20 protein-coding genes are annotated in these 21,300 nt (G+C 34.3%); 9 read left to right on the plus strand and 11 right to left on the minus strand.

Translation table 11 applies throughout. The features are described 5' to 3' along the window. Window positions 1–31: 31 nt before the first annotated feature. The 8 genes from AC07XU_RS02345 (at window position 32) to AC07XU_RS02380 (ending at window position 5,862) form a co-directional block, all read left to right on the plus strand. A complete protein-coding gene (locus AC07XU_RS02345; protein WP_494942012.1) occupies window positions 32–1,396 on the plus strand; it encodes a peptidylprolyl isomerase in 1,365 nt (454 codons plus the stop codon). Further along, a complete protein-coding gene (locus tag AC07XU_RS02350; protein WP_494942013.1) occupies window positions 1,397–2,359 on the plus strand; it encodes an AAA family ATPase in 963 nt (320 codons plus the stop codon). A gap of 246 nt (window positions 2,360–2,605) precedes the next feature. Beyond that, complete coding sequence (locus tag AC07XU_RS02355; RefSeq protein WP_494942014.1) at window positions 2,606–3,010, plus strand: hypothetical protein; 405 nt, start codon at window positions 2,606–2,608, stop codon at window positions 3,008–3,010. A 12-nt stretch (window positions 3,011–3,022) separates the two neighbouring features. Next, on the plus strand, window positions 3,023–3,358 hold the full coding sequence (locus AC07XU_RS02360; RefSeq protein WP_494942015.1) for a hypothetical protein: 336 nt from the start codon (window positions 3,023–3,025) through the stop codon (window positions 3,356–3,358). Between the two features lie 159 nt (window positions 3,359–3,517). Then, window positions 3,518–4,027, plus strand: a complete 510-nt coding sequence (locus AC07XU_RS02365) for a hypothetical protein (protein WP_494942016.1) — start codon at window positions 3,518–3,520, stop codon at window positions 4,025–4,027. Between the two features lie 168 nt (window positions 4,028–4,195). Next, entirely contained in the window at window positions 4,196–4,756 is a 561-nt protein-coding gene (locus tag AC07XU_RS02370) for a hypothetical protein (protein WP_494942017.1), read from the plus strand. Window positions 4,757–4,955: 199 nt separating this feature from the next. Beyond that, window positions 4,956–5,384: a VOC family protein gene (locus tag AC07XU_RS02375; protein WP_494942018.1), complete on the plus strand. Its 429-nt coding sequence runs from the start codon at window positions 4,956–4,958 to the stop codon at window positions 5,382–5,384. A gap of 28 nt (window positions 5,385–5,412) precedes the next feature. Further along, on the plus strand, window positions 5,413–5,862 hold the full coding sequence (locus AC07XU_RS02380) for a GNAT family N-acetyltransferase (RefSeq protein WP_494942019.1): 450 nt from the start codon (window positions 5,413–5,415) through the stop codon (window positions 5,860–5,862). Window positions 5,863–6,109: 247 nt separating this feature from the next. Here the strand turns inward: AC07XU_RS02380 and AC07XU_RS02385 are convergent, their stop codons facing one another. From AC07XU_RS02385 to AC07XU_RS02395, 3 genes are all read right to left on the minus strand, one after another. After that, the gene (locus AC07XU_RS02385; protein WP_494942020.1) at window positions 6,110–7,381 is read right to left on the minus strand and encodes a DUF1501 domain-containing protein; all 1,272 of its coding nucleotides are present in this window, start codon (window positions 7,379–7,381) and stop codon (window positions 6,110–6,112) included. 7 nt (window positions 7,382–7,388) lie between these two features. After that, window positions 7,389–9,350, minus strand: a complete 1,962-nt coding sequence (locus tag AC07XU_RS02390; protein WP_494942021.1) for a DUF1800 domain-containing protein — start codon at window positions 9,348–9,350, stop codon at window positions 7,389–7,391. Between the two features lie 92 nt (window positions 9,351–9,442). Continuing rightward, window positions 9,443–10,744 carry a peptidoglycan DD-metalloendopeptidase family protein gene (locus AC07XU_RS02395; protein WP_494942022.1) on the minus strand — a complete coding sequence of 434 codons (1,302 nt, stop codon included), beginning with the start codon at window positions 10,742–10,744 and terminating at the stop codon, window positions 9,443–9,445. 205 nt (window positions 10,745–10,949) lie between these two features. On the opposite strand from AC07XU_RS02395, the gene AC07XU_RS02400 reads away from it, so the two are divergent. Next, window positions 10,950–11,324 carry a hypothetical protein gene (locus AC07XU_RS02400; protein ID WP_494942023.1) on the plus strand — a complete coding sequence of 125 codons (375 nt, stop codon included), beginning with the start codon at window positions 10,950–10,952 and terminating at the stop codon, window positions 11,322–11,324. Between the two features lie 33 nt (window positions 11,325–11,357). Here the strand turns inward: AC07XU_RS02400 and AC07XU_RS02405 are convergent, their stop codons facing one another. The 8 genes from AC07XU_RS02405 to AC07XU_RS02440 all read right to left on the minus strand — a co-directional run bounded on the left by AC07XU_RS02405 (window position 11,358) and on the right by AC07XU_RS02440 (window position 21,298). Further along, a complete protein-coding gene (locus AC07XU_RS02405) occupies window positions 11,358–11,582 on the minus strand; it encodes a CDGSH iron-sulfur domain-containing protein (RefSeq protein ID WP_494942024.1) in 225 nt (74 codons plus the stop codon). Between the two features lie 94 nt (window positions 11,583–11,676). Then, the gene (locus AC07XU_RS02410) at window positions 11,677–13,599 is read right to left on the minus strand and encodes an LTA synthase family protein (protein WP_494942025.1); all 1,923 of its coding nucleotides are present in this window, start codon (window positions 13,597–13,599) and stop codon (window positions 11,677–11,679) included. 10 nt (window positions 13,600–13,609) lie between these two features. Then, a complete protein-coding gene (locus tag AC07XU_RS02415) occupies window positions 13,610–15,862 on the minus strand; it encodes a glycoside hydrolase family 20 protein (RefSeq protein ID WP_494942026.1) in 2,253 nt (750 codons plus the stop codon). Window positions 15,863–15,870: 8 nt separating this feature from the next. Further along, window positions 15,871–16,878 carry a YaiO family outer membrane beta-barrel protein gene (locus AC07XU_RS02420; RefSeq protein ID WP_494942027.1) on the minus strand — a complete coding sequence of 336 codons (1,008 nt, stop codon included), beginning with the start codon at window positions 16,876–16,878 and terminating at the stop codon, window positions 15,871–15,873. A gap of 31 nt (window positions 16,879–16,909) precedes the next feature. Continuing rightward, window positions 16,910–18,373: a glycosyltransferase family 2 protein gene (locus AC07XU_RS02425; protein WP_494942028.1), complete on the minus strand. Its 1,464-nt coding sequence runs from the start codon at window positions 18,371–18,373 to the stop codon at window positions 16,910–16,912. Further along, window positions 18,373–19,506, minus strand: coding sequence for a HEAT repeat domain-containing protein (locus AC07XU_RS02430; RefSeq protein ID WP_494942029.1), 1,134 nt, complete (start codon window positions 19,504–19,506; stop codon window positions 18,373–18,375). The genes AC07XU_RS02425 and AC07XU_RS02430 overlap by 1 nt, the downstream gene beginning before the upstream one ends. Next, window positions 19,507–19,968 (minus strand): response regulator transcription factor, encoded by a 462-nt coding sequence (locus AC07XU_RS02435; protein ID WP_494942030.1) that lies wholly within the window; start codon window positions 19,966–19,968, stop codon window positions 19,507–19,509. Window positions 19,969–20,290: 322 nt separating this feature from the next. Then, entirely contained in the window at window positions 20,291–21,298 is a 1,008-nt protein-coding gene (locus tag AC07XU_RS02440; protein ID WP_494942031.1) for a Gfo/Idh/MocA family protein, read from the minus strand. Window positions 21,299–21,300 lie beyond the last annotated feature (2 nt).

Genomic DNA, 21,300 nt, shown 5'->3' on the forward strand with positions numbered 1-21,300 from the left:
TGCAATAGAAATACAATTGAACAAAAATAGAATGAAGAAATTTTTATTATTAACAGGCGCTTTAATCTGCTTGTTTGTAAATGTAAATGCACAAAAACCTAATCTAGATAAAGTTGTTGCCGTTGTAGGTAGCAACATCATATTGTTATCAGATTTAAATCAGCAGTATGCTATTTACCTTAACCAAGGTAATCCGGCAGATGAGAATGCCAAATGCTACTTTTTACAACAAATGTTGATACAGAAGTTGTTAAAACAGCAAGCGGAAATCGATTCAATTGTTGTTGAAGAAAACCAAGTAGACGACGAATTGGATAAAAAAATGCGTTATCAAATTCAGCGTATGGGCGGACAAGAACGTTTAGAGCAATTTTTGCAAAAATCTGTACTGCAATATAAAGATGAGATGAGACCCGATATTAAAGAAGGTTTAATTGCTCAAAAAATGCAGGCTAAAATTAACGAGAACACTAGTGTTACACCATTAGACGTTAAAAAATACTTCGAAACTTATAAAAAAGATAGCTTACCAGATATCGGTACAGAAGTAGAAGTTGGAGAAATTGCTTTATATCCAAAACTTACCAAAGCAGAAAAACAACGTTTTTACGATAAGTTAGATGCCATTAGGTTACGTGTTAAAAGTGGTGAAGACTTCGGGTTTTTAGCCAAAACTTATTCAGAAGATCCGGGTTCTGCTTCAGAAGGTGGCGATTTAGGCTTTTTCGATAGAGGACAAATGGCAAAAGAATTTACAGCTTGGGCATTTAAATTAAAAGCTGGCGAGATGTCTCCAGTATTCGAAACAGACTTCGGCTACCATATTTTACAAGTAATTGAGCGCCGTGGAGAGCAAGTTCATGCCCGCCATATATTAGTAAGGCCGGTTACTACACCTGCAAGTTTAGAAAGAGTTAAGCTAAAGGCAGATAGTATTTATAATGACATCGCAAGCAAAAAATTACCATTTTTTACTGCTGCCGCAACCTATTCAGATAATAAAGAAACCCAATACAATGGTGGCATGATGTTGTATGCAGATAACCAAACTGCCAGAACGACTTTCATTCCTGTAGAGAAATTAGATCCATCAGTATTTGTGGTTATCGATACCATGAAAGTTGGTAATATTTCTAAACCAGTAGCTTTTAATAACCAACAAGATGGTAAAGAAGGTTACAAGATTTTCTTACTAAAATCTAAAATACCGCCACATAAAGGTAATTTAGATCAAGATTATCCTAAATTTAAAGATAGAGCTTTAAAAGAAAAAGAAGCTAAAGTAATTAGCGAGTGGTTTGAAAAACGTAAAGAAACTACTTACATTAGAGTTGACGATGAATTTTTAACTTGCGATGAGCTTAAACTTTGGGCCAGTAAAGACAATAAAAAATAAATGCAATTTACAAACGAGGTAGAAGCCGTAAACGCACTGCACCAATCTTTTAAAAACATTAAAGCCGAAATAGGCAAAGTGGTTATTGGGCAGGATGAAATTATAAAATCTGTACTGATTGCTATTTTTAGCAACGGGCATTGTTTATTGGTTGGCGTACCTGGTTTGGCAAAAACCCTTTTGGTGCAAACTGTTGCAAACGTGTTAGATTTAAACTTTAACCGCATACAGTTTACACCAGATTTAATGCCTAGTGATATTATCGGTGCCGAAATTTTAGGCGAAGACCGTCACTTTAAATTCATCAAAGGCCCAATTTTTTCTAATATTATTTTGGCCGATGAGATTAACCGTACACCGCCAAAAACGCAAGCCGCTTTGTTAGAGGCTATGCAAGAAAAAGCGGTTACCGCAGCTGGTTACACCCATCAATTGCCACAGCCATTTTTTGTATTGGCAACCCAAAACCCTATTGAGCAAGAAGGAACTTATCCTTTGCCCGAAGCGCAATTAGACCGTTTCATGTTCAATATTCAGTTAAATTATCCGGCATTTGCCGATGAATTAACCATTGTAAAAAACACTACAAGTAACGTGGCAGTAAATCTGCAGAAAATTATCAATGCAGATGAAATCCAATATTTTCAAAAGCTGATTAGAAACATTCCAGTAACAGATCATGTGTTAGAATATGCAGTAAAGCTAGCTTCTAAAACCCGCCCAAACACCGAGCATGCTTCTACAGCAATTAACAATTACGTTTCATGGGGTGCTGGTCCAAGAGCTTCGCAGTTTTTGGTTTTAGGCGCCAAATGCCACGCCGCCATTTCTGGTAAATACGCTCCAGATATTGAAGATGTACAAGCTGTTGCTGAACCTATTTTGCGCCACCGTATTGTTCGCAATTACCGGGCAGAAGCCGAAGGTTTAAGCATCGAGCAAATCATTAAGGATTTGTTTTAGTCGTTTTTCTTACTGAAAGGTTAAAATCCTCAAATATTTATCTTAATAATTAGTAAAACAGTGGCAGTATTTCATTTCAGCTACAGTCCCTCTATTCGCTGCTGCCGTGTATCTTCTTTTTACCTACAAATTTGCCGTATATTTTAACTCACACGGCATACGCTGCTATAGGGTTTATTTAACAAAAGCTTGTACAAAAAACTTCTCTTTCATAGCACTTTAAAATTTAATAATCGGGAATTAAACGTGTATATTCGTTTATACACGTTTAATTATGGTGCAGTTGCGCCAATAAAGAAGTTGGCGGTAATTTTTCGACCAAACGAAACAGAAAGAATGACAGTAAAAGAATTTAATCATCGTATTGACTTAAACGGAGGTTTTGACAGAGAAATTGATGAATGGAAAATTATAGACATCCATCAAATACCAAAGACATTATCAGAACAGAACGAATTAGATTTTTATTGTTGTAATAACGACGAAATTTTTTTGTTACGACTTAGAAATAGGTCAACAAAAATGCTTGACATTGTTAAAGATGAAAATGGATTTGGCTACCAAACTTATTTAATTGCTGAACTTCCAATCCATACTATCGATGACAATTTAATTAAAACGTTATTGACTGAGTTTAGTAAAATGTTATAACAAGTAGAAACAATGGCAATACCCAAAAAAGGACTAAAGAAAATAATGGTCGACAACCAACAATACGTTTGGCTTAAGAAATCGGACAAAGACGATGGACACTTTTACGTTACGGTATCCTTATCAGAACGAAAAGGACAAATACTGTCAGCTAGCATAAATATATTAACTCAAAATCAAGGATTTCTTATAATTACAGGTTATGTAGTAAGACAAATAATTTTATTAGGTTTAGCAAATGGTTGGACACCGGAAGAACAAAAACAGCCTTTTATTTTTAATCGCCGAGTAAAGGAAGATATTGATTTAAGTTTAGGAACATTTAGTGGGCAAGTAACCAAAATATAAAACTACCGCCAACAAGGGTTTTGCGTCAGGCGGGCTGAAGTGCAAAATTCAACAGTAGTTTTTTAAATAAACTTTAGTAATAATATCAACTTTTGTGCTTCGATTTCCCGCCCGAACGCAAAGCCCCAAAACGTTATACGTAATTTCAGACAGAACTAAATGACACTCATAGACATCTCAAACAAAAAGAAAAAAGTAATTACCATTATTGGAATATTATTAATTTTCATCGGTTATTACTTATCAGTATATAACTCATTCGAGTATGGTTCTAAAAATCAAACATATGGAGGTGTAATGATGATTATTTCTATCGCAACTATTCAAATGATGTGGTTAGATGTGGCAAAATTTTCGAATAAACTTCAAATTGCTTTCTTAGTTATTATTGGAATAGCAATTATTATTGGGACAATGGTTTTAAGACAAAACTATTTGACAAGAGAATTAAATCAAAATGGTGTGCGAACAATCGCTACCGTAGTTGGCTTTGAAACAGATAACAGTGGAAGGAAGCCTAGAAGTTATGCTCAGTTAAGATATGAATGCAAAGGCCAACAGATTTTACAACGAGTGGAATACTTTGATGGCATATACAAGTACAATCAAAAACTAAACATCTTGGTTTCGACCGAAAACCCTCAAATGTTTGAGGTAATTAAAAAATAAACTACGTATAACAACAGGTTTAAGTTAAGCCTCTGGCGAAGTGCTAACACGAAAATTTGAAGCTTTTTATTTAGATTAGTGCTATAGGTTCTATTGTGTAAATAATTAAGGCTCAACTTAAACCTGCTAAACGTTACTAACAAGCCTAAACACCAGAAAACATAGCTAATGAATTACGACTTTTTCGCAGACAAAGCAGACAAATTGAAAATTCTTGAATTCATTTTCAAGGAAACAGACCTGCACGTTTACGACTTAGGTTCACAATACGGACAAGAGATTTGCCAATACAAATTAAGTGACGAAATATCCTCGAAGTTTGATCTTGGAATAGACGAATTCGGAACGACTTTTCAACTTTGGACACCAAGACATAAAGGTAAACCAATTTTTAGAAAAGTTGACCTTGATCCAAAACACTGCAATGGACATACGTTTCGTTATGCGACCGAAGGTTGGGGACTTATTCAATTATATTTCGGAGGACTGAAAAACAATGAACTCAAACATTCTCATATAGGACACTTTAACGAAAGCGGAGCCCTAAAGTGGGAAGGCACTAATAATATAAATGGACTTGTTAGTTCTTGGGACTGGAAAGAAATTCAAATAACTTCGAGAAAATTAAAATATCAGATCCATAACAAACTTGCGACAAGAAAAATAGGAAGTTTTGGAGTTTTATCAGGCGCAGAAAAACTTGAAATACAAGGAATAAAACTAAGATGAAAGAACAACGAACCGAAAGCCCAAATGGTAACCAGCGTTTGGTATTTATGAAAGCGGGGGCAGTGCTAGCTGAAAATTTGCCCTATCGACTGGTGTCCTCACCGGCCGAAACTTTATTCTTAGTCTATAGCTAAAAATTTAAAAAAATGCACCTCAGTTTTAAAATTCCTTAATAAAACCACATCAACCAAAACAAACTATGGCACTTATCAATCCACACATTAACTTTAATGGCAATGCCGAAGAAGCATTTAACTTTTATAAATCAGTATTTGGTGGAGAGTTTACCAAGATCATTCGTTTCAAAGATATTGCTAGTGATGAATTTCCGGTAGCAGCACATGAAGCTGATAAGCTAATGCACATTGCTCTACCCATTGGTAAAAACTTCCTTTTAGCTAATGATGTTCCCGAGATTATGGGGCGAACCAACGAAAATGAAAACAGAAGTAAAATTTCTGTAATCGCCGAAAGCAAAGAAGAAGCCGAAAAATTGTTTAACGGACTTTCTGCTAGTGGTACAATTGAAATGCCCTTTGATGCTATTGGCGCAGATAGCTATTTCGGAATGTTTAGAGACAAGTACGGAATTGAATGGATGATTAATTTCGACCCAAACGATAAATAAGAAAAGTTTTAGCAAATTAACAAACCATATGCTAATCAGAACAGCACAAATTGATGATGTAAAACAAATTCAAATTGTAAGAAATGCAGTAAAAGAAAACACGCTCTCTCATCCTAGTTTAGTTACAGATGAGGATTGCATTAACTTCATTACGAAAAGAGGAAAAGGTTGGGTATGTGAAATAGACCATCAAATTGTAGGTTTTGCAATTGTTGATTTGCAGGATAATAATGTATGGGCATTATTTATTGATCCTAACTTCGAAAGAAAAGGGATCGGACAATTGCTGCACAATGAAATGTTAGACTGGTATTTTACACAAAGCCAAAAAAGTATTTGGCTCGGAACAGCTTTTAATACCAGAGCAGAACAATTTTACTACAAAGCAGGTTGGACGGTAATTGGAAAACATGGCGCAAATGAAACCAAATTCGAAATGAAACACGAAACTTGGCAACGCTTAAAACTTCATCGATAATATAAAAAGTTGATCTTCAATATCATTTATTTGCTTACTGTCACGATAATGCTTTTTATGGGGATCGACAATCAATATTTTATAGCATTACGATTCCCGTTTTCACGGGAATGACGACCGCACAAAATATTATTTAGTCAATTAATCTTAAAATAATTCTGACAACCTCTTTCAAAACTCATCCTAAACTCAAAATAAAACATGTAGATTGGCATTACTCCTCCCCTTTGAAGAGGCTGGGATAGGATTATCCCTTCATTACTCCTATTTGCTTGCCTTGCCAATCTGGAAAAAGCACTTGATCGTTATTAATGCCCAAATGTTTATCGGCTACTTCGCTAAATACAGCTCTAAAATCCGTAGTTACGGCTAAATCTCTACCATCTTCTAAGTTTTCTTTCACCAATGGATTAACCACACCATGCACTAAACCACCGTTAACCGAATTACCTAAAATAAAATTACAAGACGCACGACCGTGATCTGTTCCACCTGTTCCATTTTGCGCAACTGTTCTTCCAAATTCAGTCATGGTCATTACAGTTACTTCGTCTTGATATTTACCCATATCTGTCCAAAATGCCATAATGCTATTGCTTAAATCGTTTACATTACGGGCAAAAATACCAGTATCTGTACCTTGGTTAAAGTGTGTATCCCAACCGCCAGATTCGGTAAAAGCAACTTCCATACCTACATCCATTTTAATTAATTGGGCAATTTGTTTTAGCGAATTACCTAAAGCAGTGTTTGGATAAACCGCATTGTATTCTGGTTTGTAATTTTTAGTATCGGTTTTTTGAAGCATTTTAATGGCATCAAAGCTTTCTTTACCTGTATTTTTTAACAAGCCAGATGAAGTTTGATCATACAAATCTTCGAAACTTTTAGAAGCCAGATTTGCTCCTGCTTGGTTACCTTTCAACTGAATATTAAAATCGGCCAAATTGTTAATGGCAACTGCAGGATTATCCCCATAAAATGACCTAGGTAACGAGGTAGTTAAACTAACCCCTTGAAAAGGTGTAGCCGCATCATGACCTAATAAACCAACCGCACGATTTAACCAACCGCTAGCAGTACCTTTTTTAAATGGCGTACCCGATTCCATGAAATCTTGCGCATCAAAATGTGAACGGGTATTATTTGGTGAGCCAATGCCGTGTACAATTGCCATGCGTTTTTCTTTAAACATAGGCTCAAATGCACTCATTGATGGATGTAAACCAAACTTACCATCTAAATCTATGAGCGGTTTATTTTTTCCACCCTGTGCGGCGCTCATAAACAAACCTGGTCTGGCTGCTCTTAAATTCTGATCTGTAAATGGTGTTACGGCCATCAATCCGTCCATCGCTCCGCGTTGAAAAATACAAACCATGATTTTTCTTTTCTTGAACAAACCTGGTGTGGTAGTGCCTGCAACTGCATCAGCTAAAAAACCTGGCATACCACCACTTAAACCAATACCAAATAGGGCTAAGCCGCCTGCTTTTAAAAATCCTCTTCTTGATGTCATGATCTGATTATTTACGTTGAAACTCTGGTGAACCTATAATTACGCCAACAACCTGCGAGAGCATAGTTATTGAGCCAGCCTTTTGTATTGGATTTGCGTTGGCCAATGCTTTTTTCCCTTTCTTCATCTTTTCACCATCATCCATCAAATTAGCATCTTCATTTGCCATGGTATTCATTTGCATAGGTGGCGCAGTTTTTTCTGCAGCCTGCATCACTTTATTTTCCAAATTCGGATCGTTTAGCATTGGTTTTAACCTGGCAATGGTTTCGTCGAGCTTACGCTCAGGCATTAACAACTTGCTGTAAATTTTTAATGCAGCCTCTGCACTTTCTGGCTCGTGGTTGTTATTCATTGCCGCCAAATTAAAGGTTACGCCAGGTATTTTTTGTGAGGCTAAAGCTAAACCGAAGTTCATTCTATTTAACAATGAACCAGTATTAATCCAATATTGGCCGCGGTCTGGAAAACCAGTTGGCGCTTGGTAATAATACATTTGTTGACCCATTTTATTAATCCAGGTATACAATTGGTAAGGCTGATTAATTTTTGCATCTAAACTTCTTACTGCACTAATTGCCAATTCAAAAGGAGATTTTGTTTTTTCTCTTAAGGCACTTACCGACCAAAATTCTGGTGAATTTACCATGGTAGTTAAAACGGCTGCAATATCGCCTTTGCTGCTGGTAAAAGTTTTCGCCATCTTGTCTACCAAGCTTTTTGGCGGATTATCACTTACAAAACGAGTAGCAATTTTGCCCGAAATAAATTGAGCAGTTGCCTTGTGGTGAGCTAACATTTTCAGTAATTCTACACCTTCTTCATAACCGCCACCTGCCGGAAATTTCTTTCCTAAAACAGTTTTCTCACCATTATCATGTCTGTTAGGCACAAACATAAAATCGCCTTCACGTACAAAACCTCTTTTGGCTAAGTTTGCTTCACCAATGTTATCAATCATCTTTTTAATTGGCGCACCATAACCATTATCGCCCATTGGTGCTAAAGTCCAACCTGTTAAAATACGAGCGGCTTGCGTAACATCGTTCTGTGTATAACCACCATCTACACCCATAGTATGCAATTCCATAACCTCGCGAGCATAGTTTTCATTTAGGCCAGATTTGGCAGCTTTCTTTTTGTTGGCCTGTAATTTTTGTAATGCAGCAGCTCTCTTTTTTTGTTGAGGATTTGCTGAATTTATTTGATCCCCCATCATCATATCAGCAGGTTGATTTGCAGGATCATTGGTGCCAGAACTTGTAAAATTGTCTAAATACATCAGCATTGCTGGAGATTTAGCTGTACTTAAAACTAAATTTTCGAAACTACCAAAAACATTTGGGCGAATAACATCTCTCTCATAAGCAGGTACATAAGAAGCGCATTGATTTTTGCTTAAAGCCACATTAAAGTGATTGAACCAAAAATCTGTCATCAATTCTCTAAACTGATTGTTAGAATAACTAGCTCTTAATATTTTTTGGTTGATAAATTGGCGATACAATTCTTGCTGAGGTCTGTAACCTTTTTCTTTCATATATGCCGTTAACAAATTTCTGTATTCTTTGCCATTTACCGAGTCTTTATGTACAGCGCCATCTCTTACAGCAAAACGAACTAGTTGCGCATTACGAGGATATAAATTTTCTACTTCTGTATTACTTAAGTTAATCGCATCAAAAACTTTTAATTTAGCATCTAGCTCATTGTCATTTAAATTTCCTTCAAATTGTTGATTTAACCATTTTTCGATACCAATTTTTAAAACCGCATCAACATCTCCGGGTTTGGCACCGTAAGTAAACCTACTTAACAAATGCGCAACTGCTTGTTGCTGTGTTAATCCGGCTTGCTTATAAGGCAAATTAAATTTTTCTTTTCCATTTGAATTTCTTACAAACGATGAAAGCACTAAAGCCAAACTAAAGGCTATAATACTGATGTAAAAACTGTGAATTTTTTTCATAACAATCTGCGATTACACACGTATGACAAGAGAACGGGAATAAGGATTAATCAAAATTCAAAATCTTATAAACAAATTAGGAATAATTTGAATTATTTGAGCATCCAACCTACTATATTATCATCATTTACAACAAGTTGGTAATTTTCAAAACCACCAATAACACTTACCACATCGCCATTTTTAAGCAATGATTTTACTGCGGCAGCTGGCTCTGGTCTATCGAATAACGCTTGTTCTGCTAAACTAACTTTAATTGTACGAAGGGGTTTTTTAGCTTCATTAAGTTTAGTATTGGCAATGTAGCTAAACTTTCCATCGGGCAATTCTACCCTGTAATTATTTTGACTAGCAGCATTTATTCTTACAATTGTACCCGACTTTAGACTAACCAACTGCGAATCTACCAAGAGTTTTACGGCTGCGTTAGTTCGCATTGTTGTATTTAACGCCGATGTTGAACTTATTATTTTTGGTGCGGTTTGCACAGTAGGGTCTACATATGGCAGCGGATCTACTGCGCCTCCATTAGTATAAATTCCCAAATGCAAATGTGGCAAACCGCCTTGAGCATTACCAGTAGTTCCCATTAAACCTAAAGTATCGCCTAAAACAACAGCTTGTCCATCGTTTACGGTTTGTTCATCTAAATGCGCATAATAAAGTGTGTAACTTTTGTTCTGTGGTCTAAACCAAACTACTTTTCCGCCTAAATTATTGGTATTTACTCTGGTTACTGTACCATCGGCAACAGCCAAAACTGGTGTTCTTAATGGCGCAAAAATATCAATACCTTCATGTCTACGAGCTCCTTTATCTCTGTCTACACCCCAAAGGCTTTTAATTGAGCTTCTGTTAGCCGATTTTAGAGGAAAATTTAAAGATGCACCTACAGTAATTGCCAAAGTAAATTCGCCACTGCCCAATAATTCTGGTTGTAGCCTTAAAATGTAAGTTCCACTTCGGTCAGCATCAAGCTGGATATTAAAACCCAGAGTATCTGCGGAAGCTAAAAATTTATAATTTGTACCATCAAGCTCAAACAAATCTGAATAAATCATGAAGTTTTCTATCGGCTTTCTATTTAAATTAACCTGCAGCTTCTGACCTTTTAAAAGTTGGAATTTAAAAGCAATAGCTTCATTTTTTTCGGCAGAGAAGTAGCCTGTTTCTTGATAAGGAAGTTTGATTGCAACTGCTTTTTGCAAACTTTGCTGTGCATTATTTATCCACTTTGTGCCTATTGCCGTTTTGTCTAAACCAGCACTTACGAGTTTTCTCTCGTAAGCTTGATGTGGTGTAGCTGGTTTGAGTAAATTAAACGGACCACTTTTACAAGAAAATAAAATTAAACAAGGGAGTAAGAGAAAAATTATACTTTTTAGCTTTTTCATAGATAGATATTGTTGATTTAAAACAATAAATCGACATCTATGTTTTGAATACCCGTTCTCAGTTCTGTTATGGCTTTTGGATAAAATTTCATAAGTTAATTGACTCCACAATTAAACTACTGAATAATTAGATAATGAAATACACTTAAATGTTGTAAAATATTTTTAATTTTTAGATATTTACAAAAAAATCTTTTATCGCCTCATGAAAGTTAAATATATAGATTATTACAGCATTGCTTCTAATCTAGTATTATGTAGTCTTGTAATTGGTTTTATTAATCTATTTTTACGTAATCTAACTAAATTAGAAGATTTAGCAATTGCAATTTTAATTTTAGTGATCCGCTATTTTTCGGTTATCCTCATTAAACGCCGTTTTTCTCTTGCCAAATATTTGTTGCTTATTCTAATTGCCAGAAACATTTACAAGCTTTTTGTAATGCCTACCGGATCATTTACTGAGATTGTTGCAATCTCTATAATTGTTATGCAAATTGTAATGACGGTAACTGCTTTGTTTTTCATCACTAAACTCCCGTATAAATTCGAGATAAAGAGGAAAATTACAAACGCATAAAAAATGCCGGTAGAACCAGCAATTTAAAATCTTTTATACTTTTTTTGGAGGCAAATCAAATGCTATTGCATCATGCTCAAAATGGCCGTTATGTGATCCATCACAAAAAGGTTTGTTTTTAGATAAACCGCAGCGACATACCGAAACTACTGTTCTTCCTTGTAAGCCATAAGCATTACCACATCTATCAACAATTTCAAAATCGCCCTCGATTTTTACTGAACCGTTGTTGTTTATTGTAAGTTTAGTTTTAGACATAATTTTTATTTTGAACAAAGCTAGCCGATTGAACCGAGACTGTATAATTTCATTTTAGTTTAGAAACATTCTGTGCTTTTAAACTTTATTCTGTTTAAGGCATTAACTTTTTGCTTTTTAAAAAAACATTGTTTTTAAATTTATACAAATCGAATTGCCGATTGATGATTTGGAGTTGCTTGTTATCCTTCGCAGTTGATAAATCCATTTTATGATCTATTTTATATAAACTGCCTTCATCAACAAAAAATGTTCCCGATAGGAAATTATGCAAAGTTGTTTTACCTTGTTTTAAAGGATATTGATGAACATTTCTAAACCCAGCATAAACATCTAAACCATCACCAAGCCAAGTAACATTTGAAGGTGTTTTCATTTGATAAGAATGTTTAAACAATGCATTAAGTGATGGTGCTATATCTAAATGAGAAGAAATAGATTGAATAATTTTGCCCTGTTTTAACATTGGAGAATAAATAATTAGTGGTACATGATATCTATCAATTTTTGTTGACAAGGGAATTTCTGGTAAGCGATGATCTCCGGTAATGATAAAGATGGTGTTGTTAAACTTATTCAATTTTGAGTAGGAATTGAAAAATAACCTAAGCGATTCATCTGTATACAAAATACTTTCATAAACGCTACTATAAGTTCTGTGCTGAGATTTTTGACTTGCTTTAAATTTCAAATCATCCATTCTGTTTTCGAACATCAACTTATATTTTTGTTGGTTCGGAACAGTAAATGGATTATGCATACTTATAGTTTGAATGTACTTTATAGTTGGTGCATTTACATTTTTATGATTTAAAACCCGATTAAATAAATCTCCATCACTGTATCCAATTGGAGAAGCCATTCTTAAACTTTTATCAAAATCTGAGGAACTTACGATCTCATCAACTCCAGCTTTTTGCATAAAGAAACCTTGGTTATCAAAATCCATCTCAAAACCGCCAAAGTAGATACTTTTATAGCCATTGGCTTTAGCAATATTTAAAATCGAGTTGAACTTAGGCATTTGATTTTCTAAGTCATTAAATCCAGTTTCTGCAAAAGGTAAAGAACCCAAAATACTAGGCAATGCAGCAAATGTTCTGCCTTGAGCAGCTAAAAAATTAGCAAAATAAATACTTTCCTTTCCTAAACTATCAATAAATGGGGTAAAGCTTCCTAAATAAGCATTTGCACCGCTGAAAGCCCTGCCCAAACCTTCTACTTGTATAATTACAACATCCGGAAGTTTAAGTGTGTCGAGGTTCAAAAGCGGACCTAAAACATCATTCGCCTCATCAACTTTTAAAAATGGATAATTTTGATCAATATAAATTGGCTTGGCGATAAAATTTGGTTTTAAATCTTCATCATGGTAATAATAATCAGACAGCTTAATTGTAAAAAAAGCCATCTTATTTTGTGCCAAATTAAATGCATATTCAGTTTTAAAATGAGCCATTTTTTGCAAACTCGAAACCTGAAAAACTAATAAAAATATGCCCAAAGCCAATGTAATTTTCAGATAAAGTTGTGAGATGCAATATTTGTTAAACCAAAAAAATAAAGCCAAAAAGAGCAAGATAGGTACAACAAGTAAAATAACATTTTGAAAATTAAATTGTAGGCTATCTTTAACAATGCCGAATGCTGTACTTACCGAATAGCCAAGCATATCGGCTCCTAAGGGCACTAAGGCAGTGATGTCGTAAATAATTAATGCGGCGTTGCTGATGATAAGTATTAAACCGATAGTTATCAAGTGAACATATTTAACTGAAGAAAATAGGCACTTGATGATTAAGTGGATAATAAACAGAAATGGCAAAAATTTGATGTAAAATATTAAATCTACTTTTAAAGCGAGCAAAAATATTTTAGTTAACGATTCATTCTCAATTAATCCATTTTTTAAGCATGCGATTTCGATAATTCTCATTAATAGAAAAGCAGCAAATAATGGTAAAATTAATGGCCGAAACGATAAAATGATTTGATTTAATTTTCTTTTAAGCAGCATGGCAGGATTGCTATTTTATCATGATTTCATCGGCAAAGAGCCAAGCTTTTTTATTTTTATAGTAACGCCACTGTGGCAATTGTTTTAAATTTTTAGCCTTAACTTTTACATACCTTGCCTTTAGCGGTTCAGCTAAATTATATGGATAATCTACTACACTTTTAATATACTCCTCATACAAATCATGCTTTGACTTTAATTCATATGATCCTGAAAAATTTTCTCCATCTAAAGAAAAGCTGTAGTTTACCATTGCCGGCGGAAAAGCCCAATGCCTTTGATCTTCTAAAAAGCTAGCATTAACTGAATTGATTTCGATGATTTTGCCCAAATCAATTACCACTTCCATATCATCTCCGTACCATCCTAACCAGTTGTAATCATAATCTAAATAACCCCTACTGCCATCTGTTAGTGTTCTGGCACTTTTGTTTATATATTCTTCGCTAAAAGGAATAATTGAGTTTACTTTTGCTCCTAAACCCAAATGATCTTTCGGTCCATCAGCCATTACAGTTTCCCAATCTCTAGCATATTCATCAGGATTAAATCCACCTTCGGCTAATTCGGTTATGCTGGCTAGTTTAGCCATTGCAACAAAGGAGTTTACTTTTGTTTTTATTGTAGGTTTAGTGATCCAGCCTTTGTCTTGTTTAATAAATGCTCCGTGCTTCTCTATACCATAAAATTTTGATTGCTGCAAAACTGCATATTCAATTGGTAATCTCGCTGCTTTAACATGAGCTAAAAATGTTGAATTAGCTCTTACCGCTTGCTCACCTTCTTCGAATAAATTACCGTATTTTTCAATTAATTCTGGGGTTAAATAAGTACGATGCGCTGTAACTGGGCTTCCATAAATGTCTAATATCTTGCCAGATTTCTCAGAACTATCATGCAATAAATTGATGTATTTTTGAATAAATGGGGCTGCATTACCATAATAATCTTTTAAAAAAGTTTGAGTTAGTTGCTCCACATCTTCATTAACATTCCAGCTAAGCTTGGCCAAAATATAGGCTCTTAATGCCGAAAACTCTGCAGGTGTATCTCCACTTCCCTGTAAAAAAACTCCTTTTACATCGTTGTTTTTAAAAAACTGCAGGTTAGCTTGCAATACCCTTAAATTTGGGAAAGGACTTACATAATTGGTAAACTGTACATTATAATCCCATACAAAAAGGTTTGATGTGATTTGGCTCCAGTTTTTAAGGTCTCGTCTAAAACCAGCAGATCGAGGATCGGTTGCTATAGGCAAGCTCCTATTACAATCTATACTGCAAAGCATAATTTGAACATTTTTTGCAGGCTTTAAAGTGCGAGGAGCCCTTTGAGAATAGCTATAAGCTAGCGTAGAAATAATTTTATCTGGAAATTGTGCAGCAACTTTATTTACAAATTTTAAAATCGAACCTTGCGGCCCTCCTTCTTTTTCATCTACAGCTTTACATAAATTACATTCGCAATAACCCAAATCATCATTCTGACTAACCGACCAATATTTCATGGTTGGCTCATCTAATATTCTTTCACGCAAATTTTTCGTTAAAATATTAAAGACATCAGGGTTACTTAAGCAAAGCTGACTATCTTTTCTTTTGCCATCAACTAGCGCAAAATAATTTGGATGGGTTTTGAAATACTGCTTTGCTGGCACTAACTTATCAAAGGTATGCACCCACAAACCCCAATGATCATCTAACTTTTGTAACTTATGCCAATCGAGATAGGTTTGATTTTTAGCATAAGGATAATATACTTCTCTGTAATCGAAATCGGCTTTAGCTTGTACATTAAGATTATTGGGAATATTTAAATTTGCTTTTGAAGGTATAACGGAAAATTGATCGGTATACATTTTACACCCCAAGTAATTTTCTATAAAATAATAAACACCGTAAAATAGTCCCTTGTTACCTCTTCCATCAATTACAATTTGGTTGGCGTTTGTAATTAAATAAAAATCAGCTTCAGGTTTAACCGAACCGCTTTTTTTATAACGGTTAGTTTTACCTAAAAGGATTTCAAATTTAGTTTTTGGAGATGTATCACTGTGGATTTTAAGTTTTAAATTAGTAACGCGTTCGATGTATTGCTGTAATGTTTTGCTCGCTTCTAATTCAGTTTTTGACGCTGCACTAGGTATAATAATTGTAAAACTAGATTTCGAGTGATCTACTAACTTCAAAGAATCTAAAGCCAAGGAAGGTGTATTTACTATTATCAAGCTTAAAATAAATCCATATTTAAATAGACTGTTCATTATTTATATTAAAATCGATGTTGAAAATTTATTGCAATGTCAAATTCGTTTTCCTTTCTGCCAATTACATATTCTTCTCTGTTAAAGGTGCCCAAAATGCTGATCACATTTCTTTTCCAAATCAGCTGCTGATAACCTAAACTTAATCTAAATGCATTCGTATTTAATCTTTCTTCTAACTCAAAATTCCTTGCTCGGTCATCAGGAGAAATACCTGTTCCTATAATTGCCGTAAAATAGTCATCGGCAGTATTTGTATAGTAACGAGCTGTTAGTGCGTATGATTGTGCCATAACACCATCAAATGGAGTAAGAAAAGCTCTTGCGTTTAACCAATAGCTTCCAATGTATTTTCCAACAGATCCGCCATAGCTCATTAAACCAACGGTATTGTATTGATATCTTAATCCTAATTCTCCTTCCCAACCCTTTTCAAAGCTTCTAATATAAGAATAGGACGCTCTATATTTTTGAAAAATATCAGCATTTGAATAAGCAAAATTTATAAATGAATATGCTTTTTTGTGTTTCGGATAAGCTTCCAATTCATACTGTAAACCATCTGCATATGATCTATTGGCATAATTTATTCTTCCTAAAATGGTTCCGTATTTGGTTAATCTAGCATAATACACATTTAATAAATTCCAATTATCTTTTCCTTCTCTTTCAAAAAAAGTTGGATTATAGGTAACACTTACTCTATTTTTAAGAGAAGCAATTTCAGCTACTTCTTGAGCATTTTCTAAACCCTTAAGATAATTTAAGGCATCAGCATTTGTTGGCTCTTTTGCTAAAACTTTCGCAAACTCTAATCTGGCGCTGTCTGGTTGATTAGTTAATTTGTACAATCTGCCCAATAGAAGTCTAATGTCTGTATAATTAGGACTAATTTTAAGCCCTTTTTTTGCTAACGTTTTAGCTTTTGGGTAATTCTTTGTTACGTTGGTTTCATGTAAAGCTTGTTTTAAAAGTTTATCTACATCAACCTTTTGTGCATGTAAATTAAATGCCATACAATTCAGCAGCACAATTAATATGATATGCTTAATTTTCATTCTCAATGATCTCCTTTTTTTTAGAAAATTTCTTTTTAAATCCGGCTCTTTGCATATTGCCCCAAGCCATAGGTTTTCCTGTTAAGGAATAAAAATTACCCTTAATGGCATAAAAAACTACCAAAGGATGATAAAAAAATGGCTCGAGCATAGCGGCAACACATAGCTTAAACACTTCCATTTTAGATTCGTATTGCTTATGCGTTATCTCATCCCATAACACTGCAAATACGGTTATCATTACCGAAAAAGTATACACGTATATCAGTAAAATGATTGCATACTCCCAATTAATTTGGCCGGTAATAATCATGTAGATATAATAAACCACACCAGTTGCCTCTATAATTGGAGCTAGCCACTCGAATAACAGCCAATATGGGAAAGAAACCATTCCAAAAATTCCATATTTTGGGTTGAAGATAATGCGTTTGTGCACCCATAAATTTTGCGCCAAACCTCTAGCCCATCTGGTACGTTGGTTTCCGTAAACTTTTAATGTTGATGGCACTTCTGTCCAGCATAGCGATTCGGGTATATACTTAACCAGATATTTTTGCTTAAGGTTATGCATGTACATGCGCATTCTGGTAATGAGTTCCATATCCTCACCAAAAGATTTTGGATCGTAACCGCCTGCATTGATGGCTATTTCTTTATCAAACATCCCTAAACCTCCAGAAACCAGCATCAGTGCATTTATTTTGCTCCAAGCCATTCTACCTAATAAAAACGCCCTAATATATTCTAACTCTTGAAACAGGGGAAGGTATTTTTTTGGCACTTTAACTTTAACTAAAAAACCATTTTTAATTTCGCATGAGTTCGAAATACGAATTGCTGCACCAGTTGCAATAACTTTTGTCTTTTCTTCTACAAATGGCTTAATTAATTTAAGGAGCGTGTCTTTATGGATAATGCAATCTACATCTGTGCACAAAAAATATGGATAAGAAGATACATTGATCCCGGCATTAGATGCATCGGCTTTGCTCTTTCCATTAACTTTATCTACTACTAAAAGATTAAAGAATGCCGGATTTTCTGAACGATAAATTTGCTTAACTGGCTGTGTAATAATTTGCTCATTGTAAGCATAATCTATAGCAACCAGCTTAAACTCATCAATCATTTTTTGTAGGGTATGATCGGTACTGCCATCATTAATAATCACCACTTCAAATTTTGGGTAATTTAGTGATAGCAAAGAGTGAACACTGTTGATGATGGTAAGACCTTCGTTATATGCTGGGGCAACAACAGTAATACCAGGAGCATATGGTGAAGTTAAAAGTGATCTTAAATCGATATAACTTTTTCTTTTGAGGTATATTCTTATTTCAATAAGCGAAAGGATAACTAAAAGCGCATAAGAAAACATGAGTACAGTCGCATAATCAAACATGAAAACCTCATAGAACTGTGTAAGGTAATCGAAAAATTTGTTGAACATTAATTTCTAATTAATACGTTTGTACAGTGGTTCATAATAGTAACCTGATTTAAATTGGTGTTACTATCGTTAATAAAATTATCTCTATTAAAATTTGGATAAGTTGCTAAGGCGCAGCCAACTGCCTTCATGATCAAAAATTCATCTGAGGTTAAAAACTCTTTTTGCAAAAAATCTAAATATTTGCCGCTTGAGATTTCGCCAATAGAATCTATAATTTGCAGTTTGATTTTTATACTTTCCTGAGCATATCTTTTAATCATCTCTTCTTCAGCTTCTTCTGCGTCAAGTTTTCCCAAAACGGCAATTATTTCAATTCTTATGTCTTCATCAGGATGCGATATCAGATTAATTAAATCTGGTATAGCTTCTAATTGCTGATAAAACTGTATAAGTTTTAAGGTAAAAGAAATTACAGTTAAATTTTCTGATTTTAAATACTTGCGTAAATCTGGCACCTCGAGATCTGGAGAATTAGATACCAACTCATACAATAAAATTTGATGCCAATTTAGAAGCGGCTTTTTTGCATGGGTTAAAAAATCAAACGGATGATCTTTATTTAATCTTACATAGGCAGATTGGGCTTCAATACGCAAATCGTCATTCTCATCATTTAAGAGCGGATCAATTAAGTCATGCATTTCGGCTTTTGGCGTCATCTCTTGCATCTCTTTCAAACCTTTTGCTTTAACTTGCCATGCTCCTTTTTTAATTTTCTGTATAGCGCTTTGTATCAAATTTAGCTTAGCAAACAATTGCCCTAATACTCTTTCAGTGCTGTCTGTAAAGTTTCTATGATAGAAAATAATTTGATCAATTAACACCTGATTGTAAAGCCTATTTTTTGACCCGAGATTTCTTAATCTACTCACCAAAGTATTAAAATCATTTTCAGATACTTTATCTGTCATCATGATATTACTTGTAAGCTCAGCAGAAACTAGTTTACTTGCTTCATTAACTCTAGCGTTGTGGTAAGTGTAGGCCATTCTTTTTGCAGCAAGAATTGCATTACCCGCTAGAAACAAACAGATCGATAGAAGTATCATTATTATTGCAATTTGAATGAATAATGGATATCCATCAAATTGCAAATAATAGTTATTGTAGGAAACGAAAAGTATAGGCATTTAGGCGCTGTGTAAATAGGTTTGACCGCCAACCAACAACTTTAATTTGGTTAAAAGTACATTAACTGCAAATGGCTTTTTAAAAAATTCGTTTGCACCTATAGACAATGCCTCTATAATTGTATTCTCAGAACTTAAAGCAGAGAGTACAATTATAGGCGTTTCAGCATTTTGCTTATCTTCTCTGATATGAGCAATGAGCTCAAATCCTGATACAAAAGGTAACATCAGATCAACCAAAATTGTATCGTATCTGCTGGTATTAATAAGTTCGATGGCCTCATTACCATCTCTAGCAACATCAACTTCAAAATTTTCCTTAATCATTCGCTGCTTTAAAAACATCAGCATCAACTCTTCATCTTCAATTATTAAAATTTTATTTTTCATAAATTTATCTAGGTATGATATTTCTGCATCGGTTGCAACTTCTATGCCACCAAATGTTAAAAAATCACCCAAATATTTTATTGTTACAAGTATAAAATTGATTATTGGAGGCTAAAACCTAAACTTTTAGTGAATTAAAAGTCTGATAAAACTGGATTATATTCATTTAAAAATCAGCTGATTTGGCTGATAGCAGGAAGTTAACGAAGGACAAAAAAATTCTTATTCGCATTTAAAACAGAATATAAGTTGATTTAATTTATAGTAATGAAGTGTTTATTATATTCCTTAATGGAGTGTTAATTGTATTTTAGTAAATTTACTTGCATTGATCATTTTATTAATCTTAAAAAAATGCACTTAAAATGATTAGTAATACGGGCAATTAAAAAATTTAATGGGCTTTTAAAAGAAATTTAGCTAAATCTACCGATCTCCCTTCCAACTTTTTACTTTCATCTGCAGCTTCCATAAAAGCTAATATTTCTAATGTTTCTGCCGATTTAACGGGTACTTTATTGGTTTCAAAAAACAATATAATTTCTTTTAGCAAAGGCTGATAACCCAAATATGGCCCAACATTTACAACTTGATTTTCGCAAAAACAAGTGCCTCCAAAATCAGCTTTACCATTTCTAGTTCCTCTAAATGTACCGATTCTACCATCATTCCAAACACCAACAACTACATCTGTGTCCTTAGTATAATACCTAGTTACGGTTTTACAGCCAGTTCCCATTAATGCAAAAAGTGTTTCTATGCCATGTATGCCGTACCAAAATAAATCTGGATGGGTTGGTTCTATTGTAGCCGGACTAAAAGTTTCTGCCCCTAAAACTTTACCGTATTTGTTGTTTTTAACATCAACAACTGCTGTCATAAACCTTAAAGATGATGATGAAAATACCGGTACTTGATTTTTTTCTGCCGCCTTGAAAATCGCTTTTGCATCTTTTAACGATGCAGCCATAGGTTTATCTATAAATAATGGCTTTTTGGCATTAATCACCTGTAAAGCTTGCGCTAAATGCAATCTGCCATCATTGGTTTCTAGCAATACCACATCTACTTCATCCAGCAAAGCTGAAATAGAATCAACAATTTTTACGTTGCATTTTTGAATTTCTACAGTTTGTAGAGGAATTCGCTCTTTACTTAAGGCTAAATCTTTACTCCCAAAGGGATAAGCTGCAGTAACTTTATAGTCGTTATATTCTTCGCTTTTAGCTTCAAATAATAACTTGGTAAAAGCCAAACTATGACTGGTATCTAAACCAATTATGCCAACTCTTTTGCCTTTGTTTTGATATGCCAATGCATCGAATGGATTTAAAAGTAATCCCAAGCCGGCCAAACTACCCGCTTTCACAAAAGCTCTTCTATTTAAGTTAAGGTTTTCCATAA

The sequence above is a fragment of the Pedobacter sp. GW456-11-11-14-TSB4 genome (assembly GCF_059424425.1).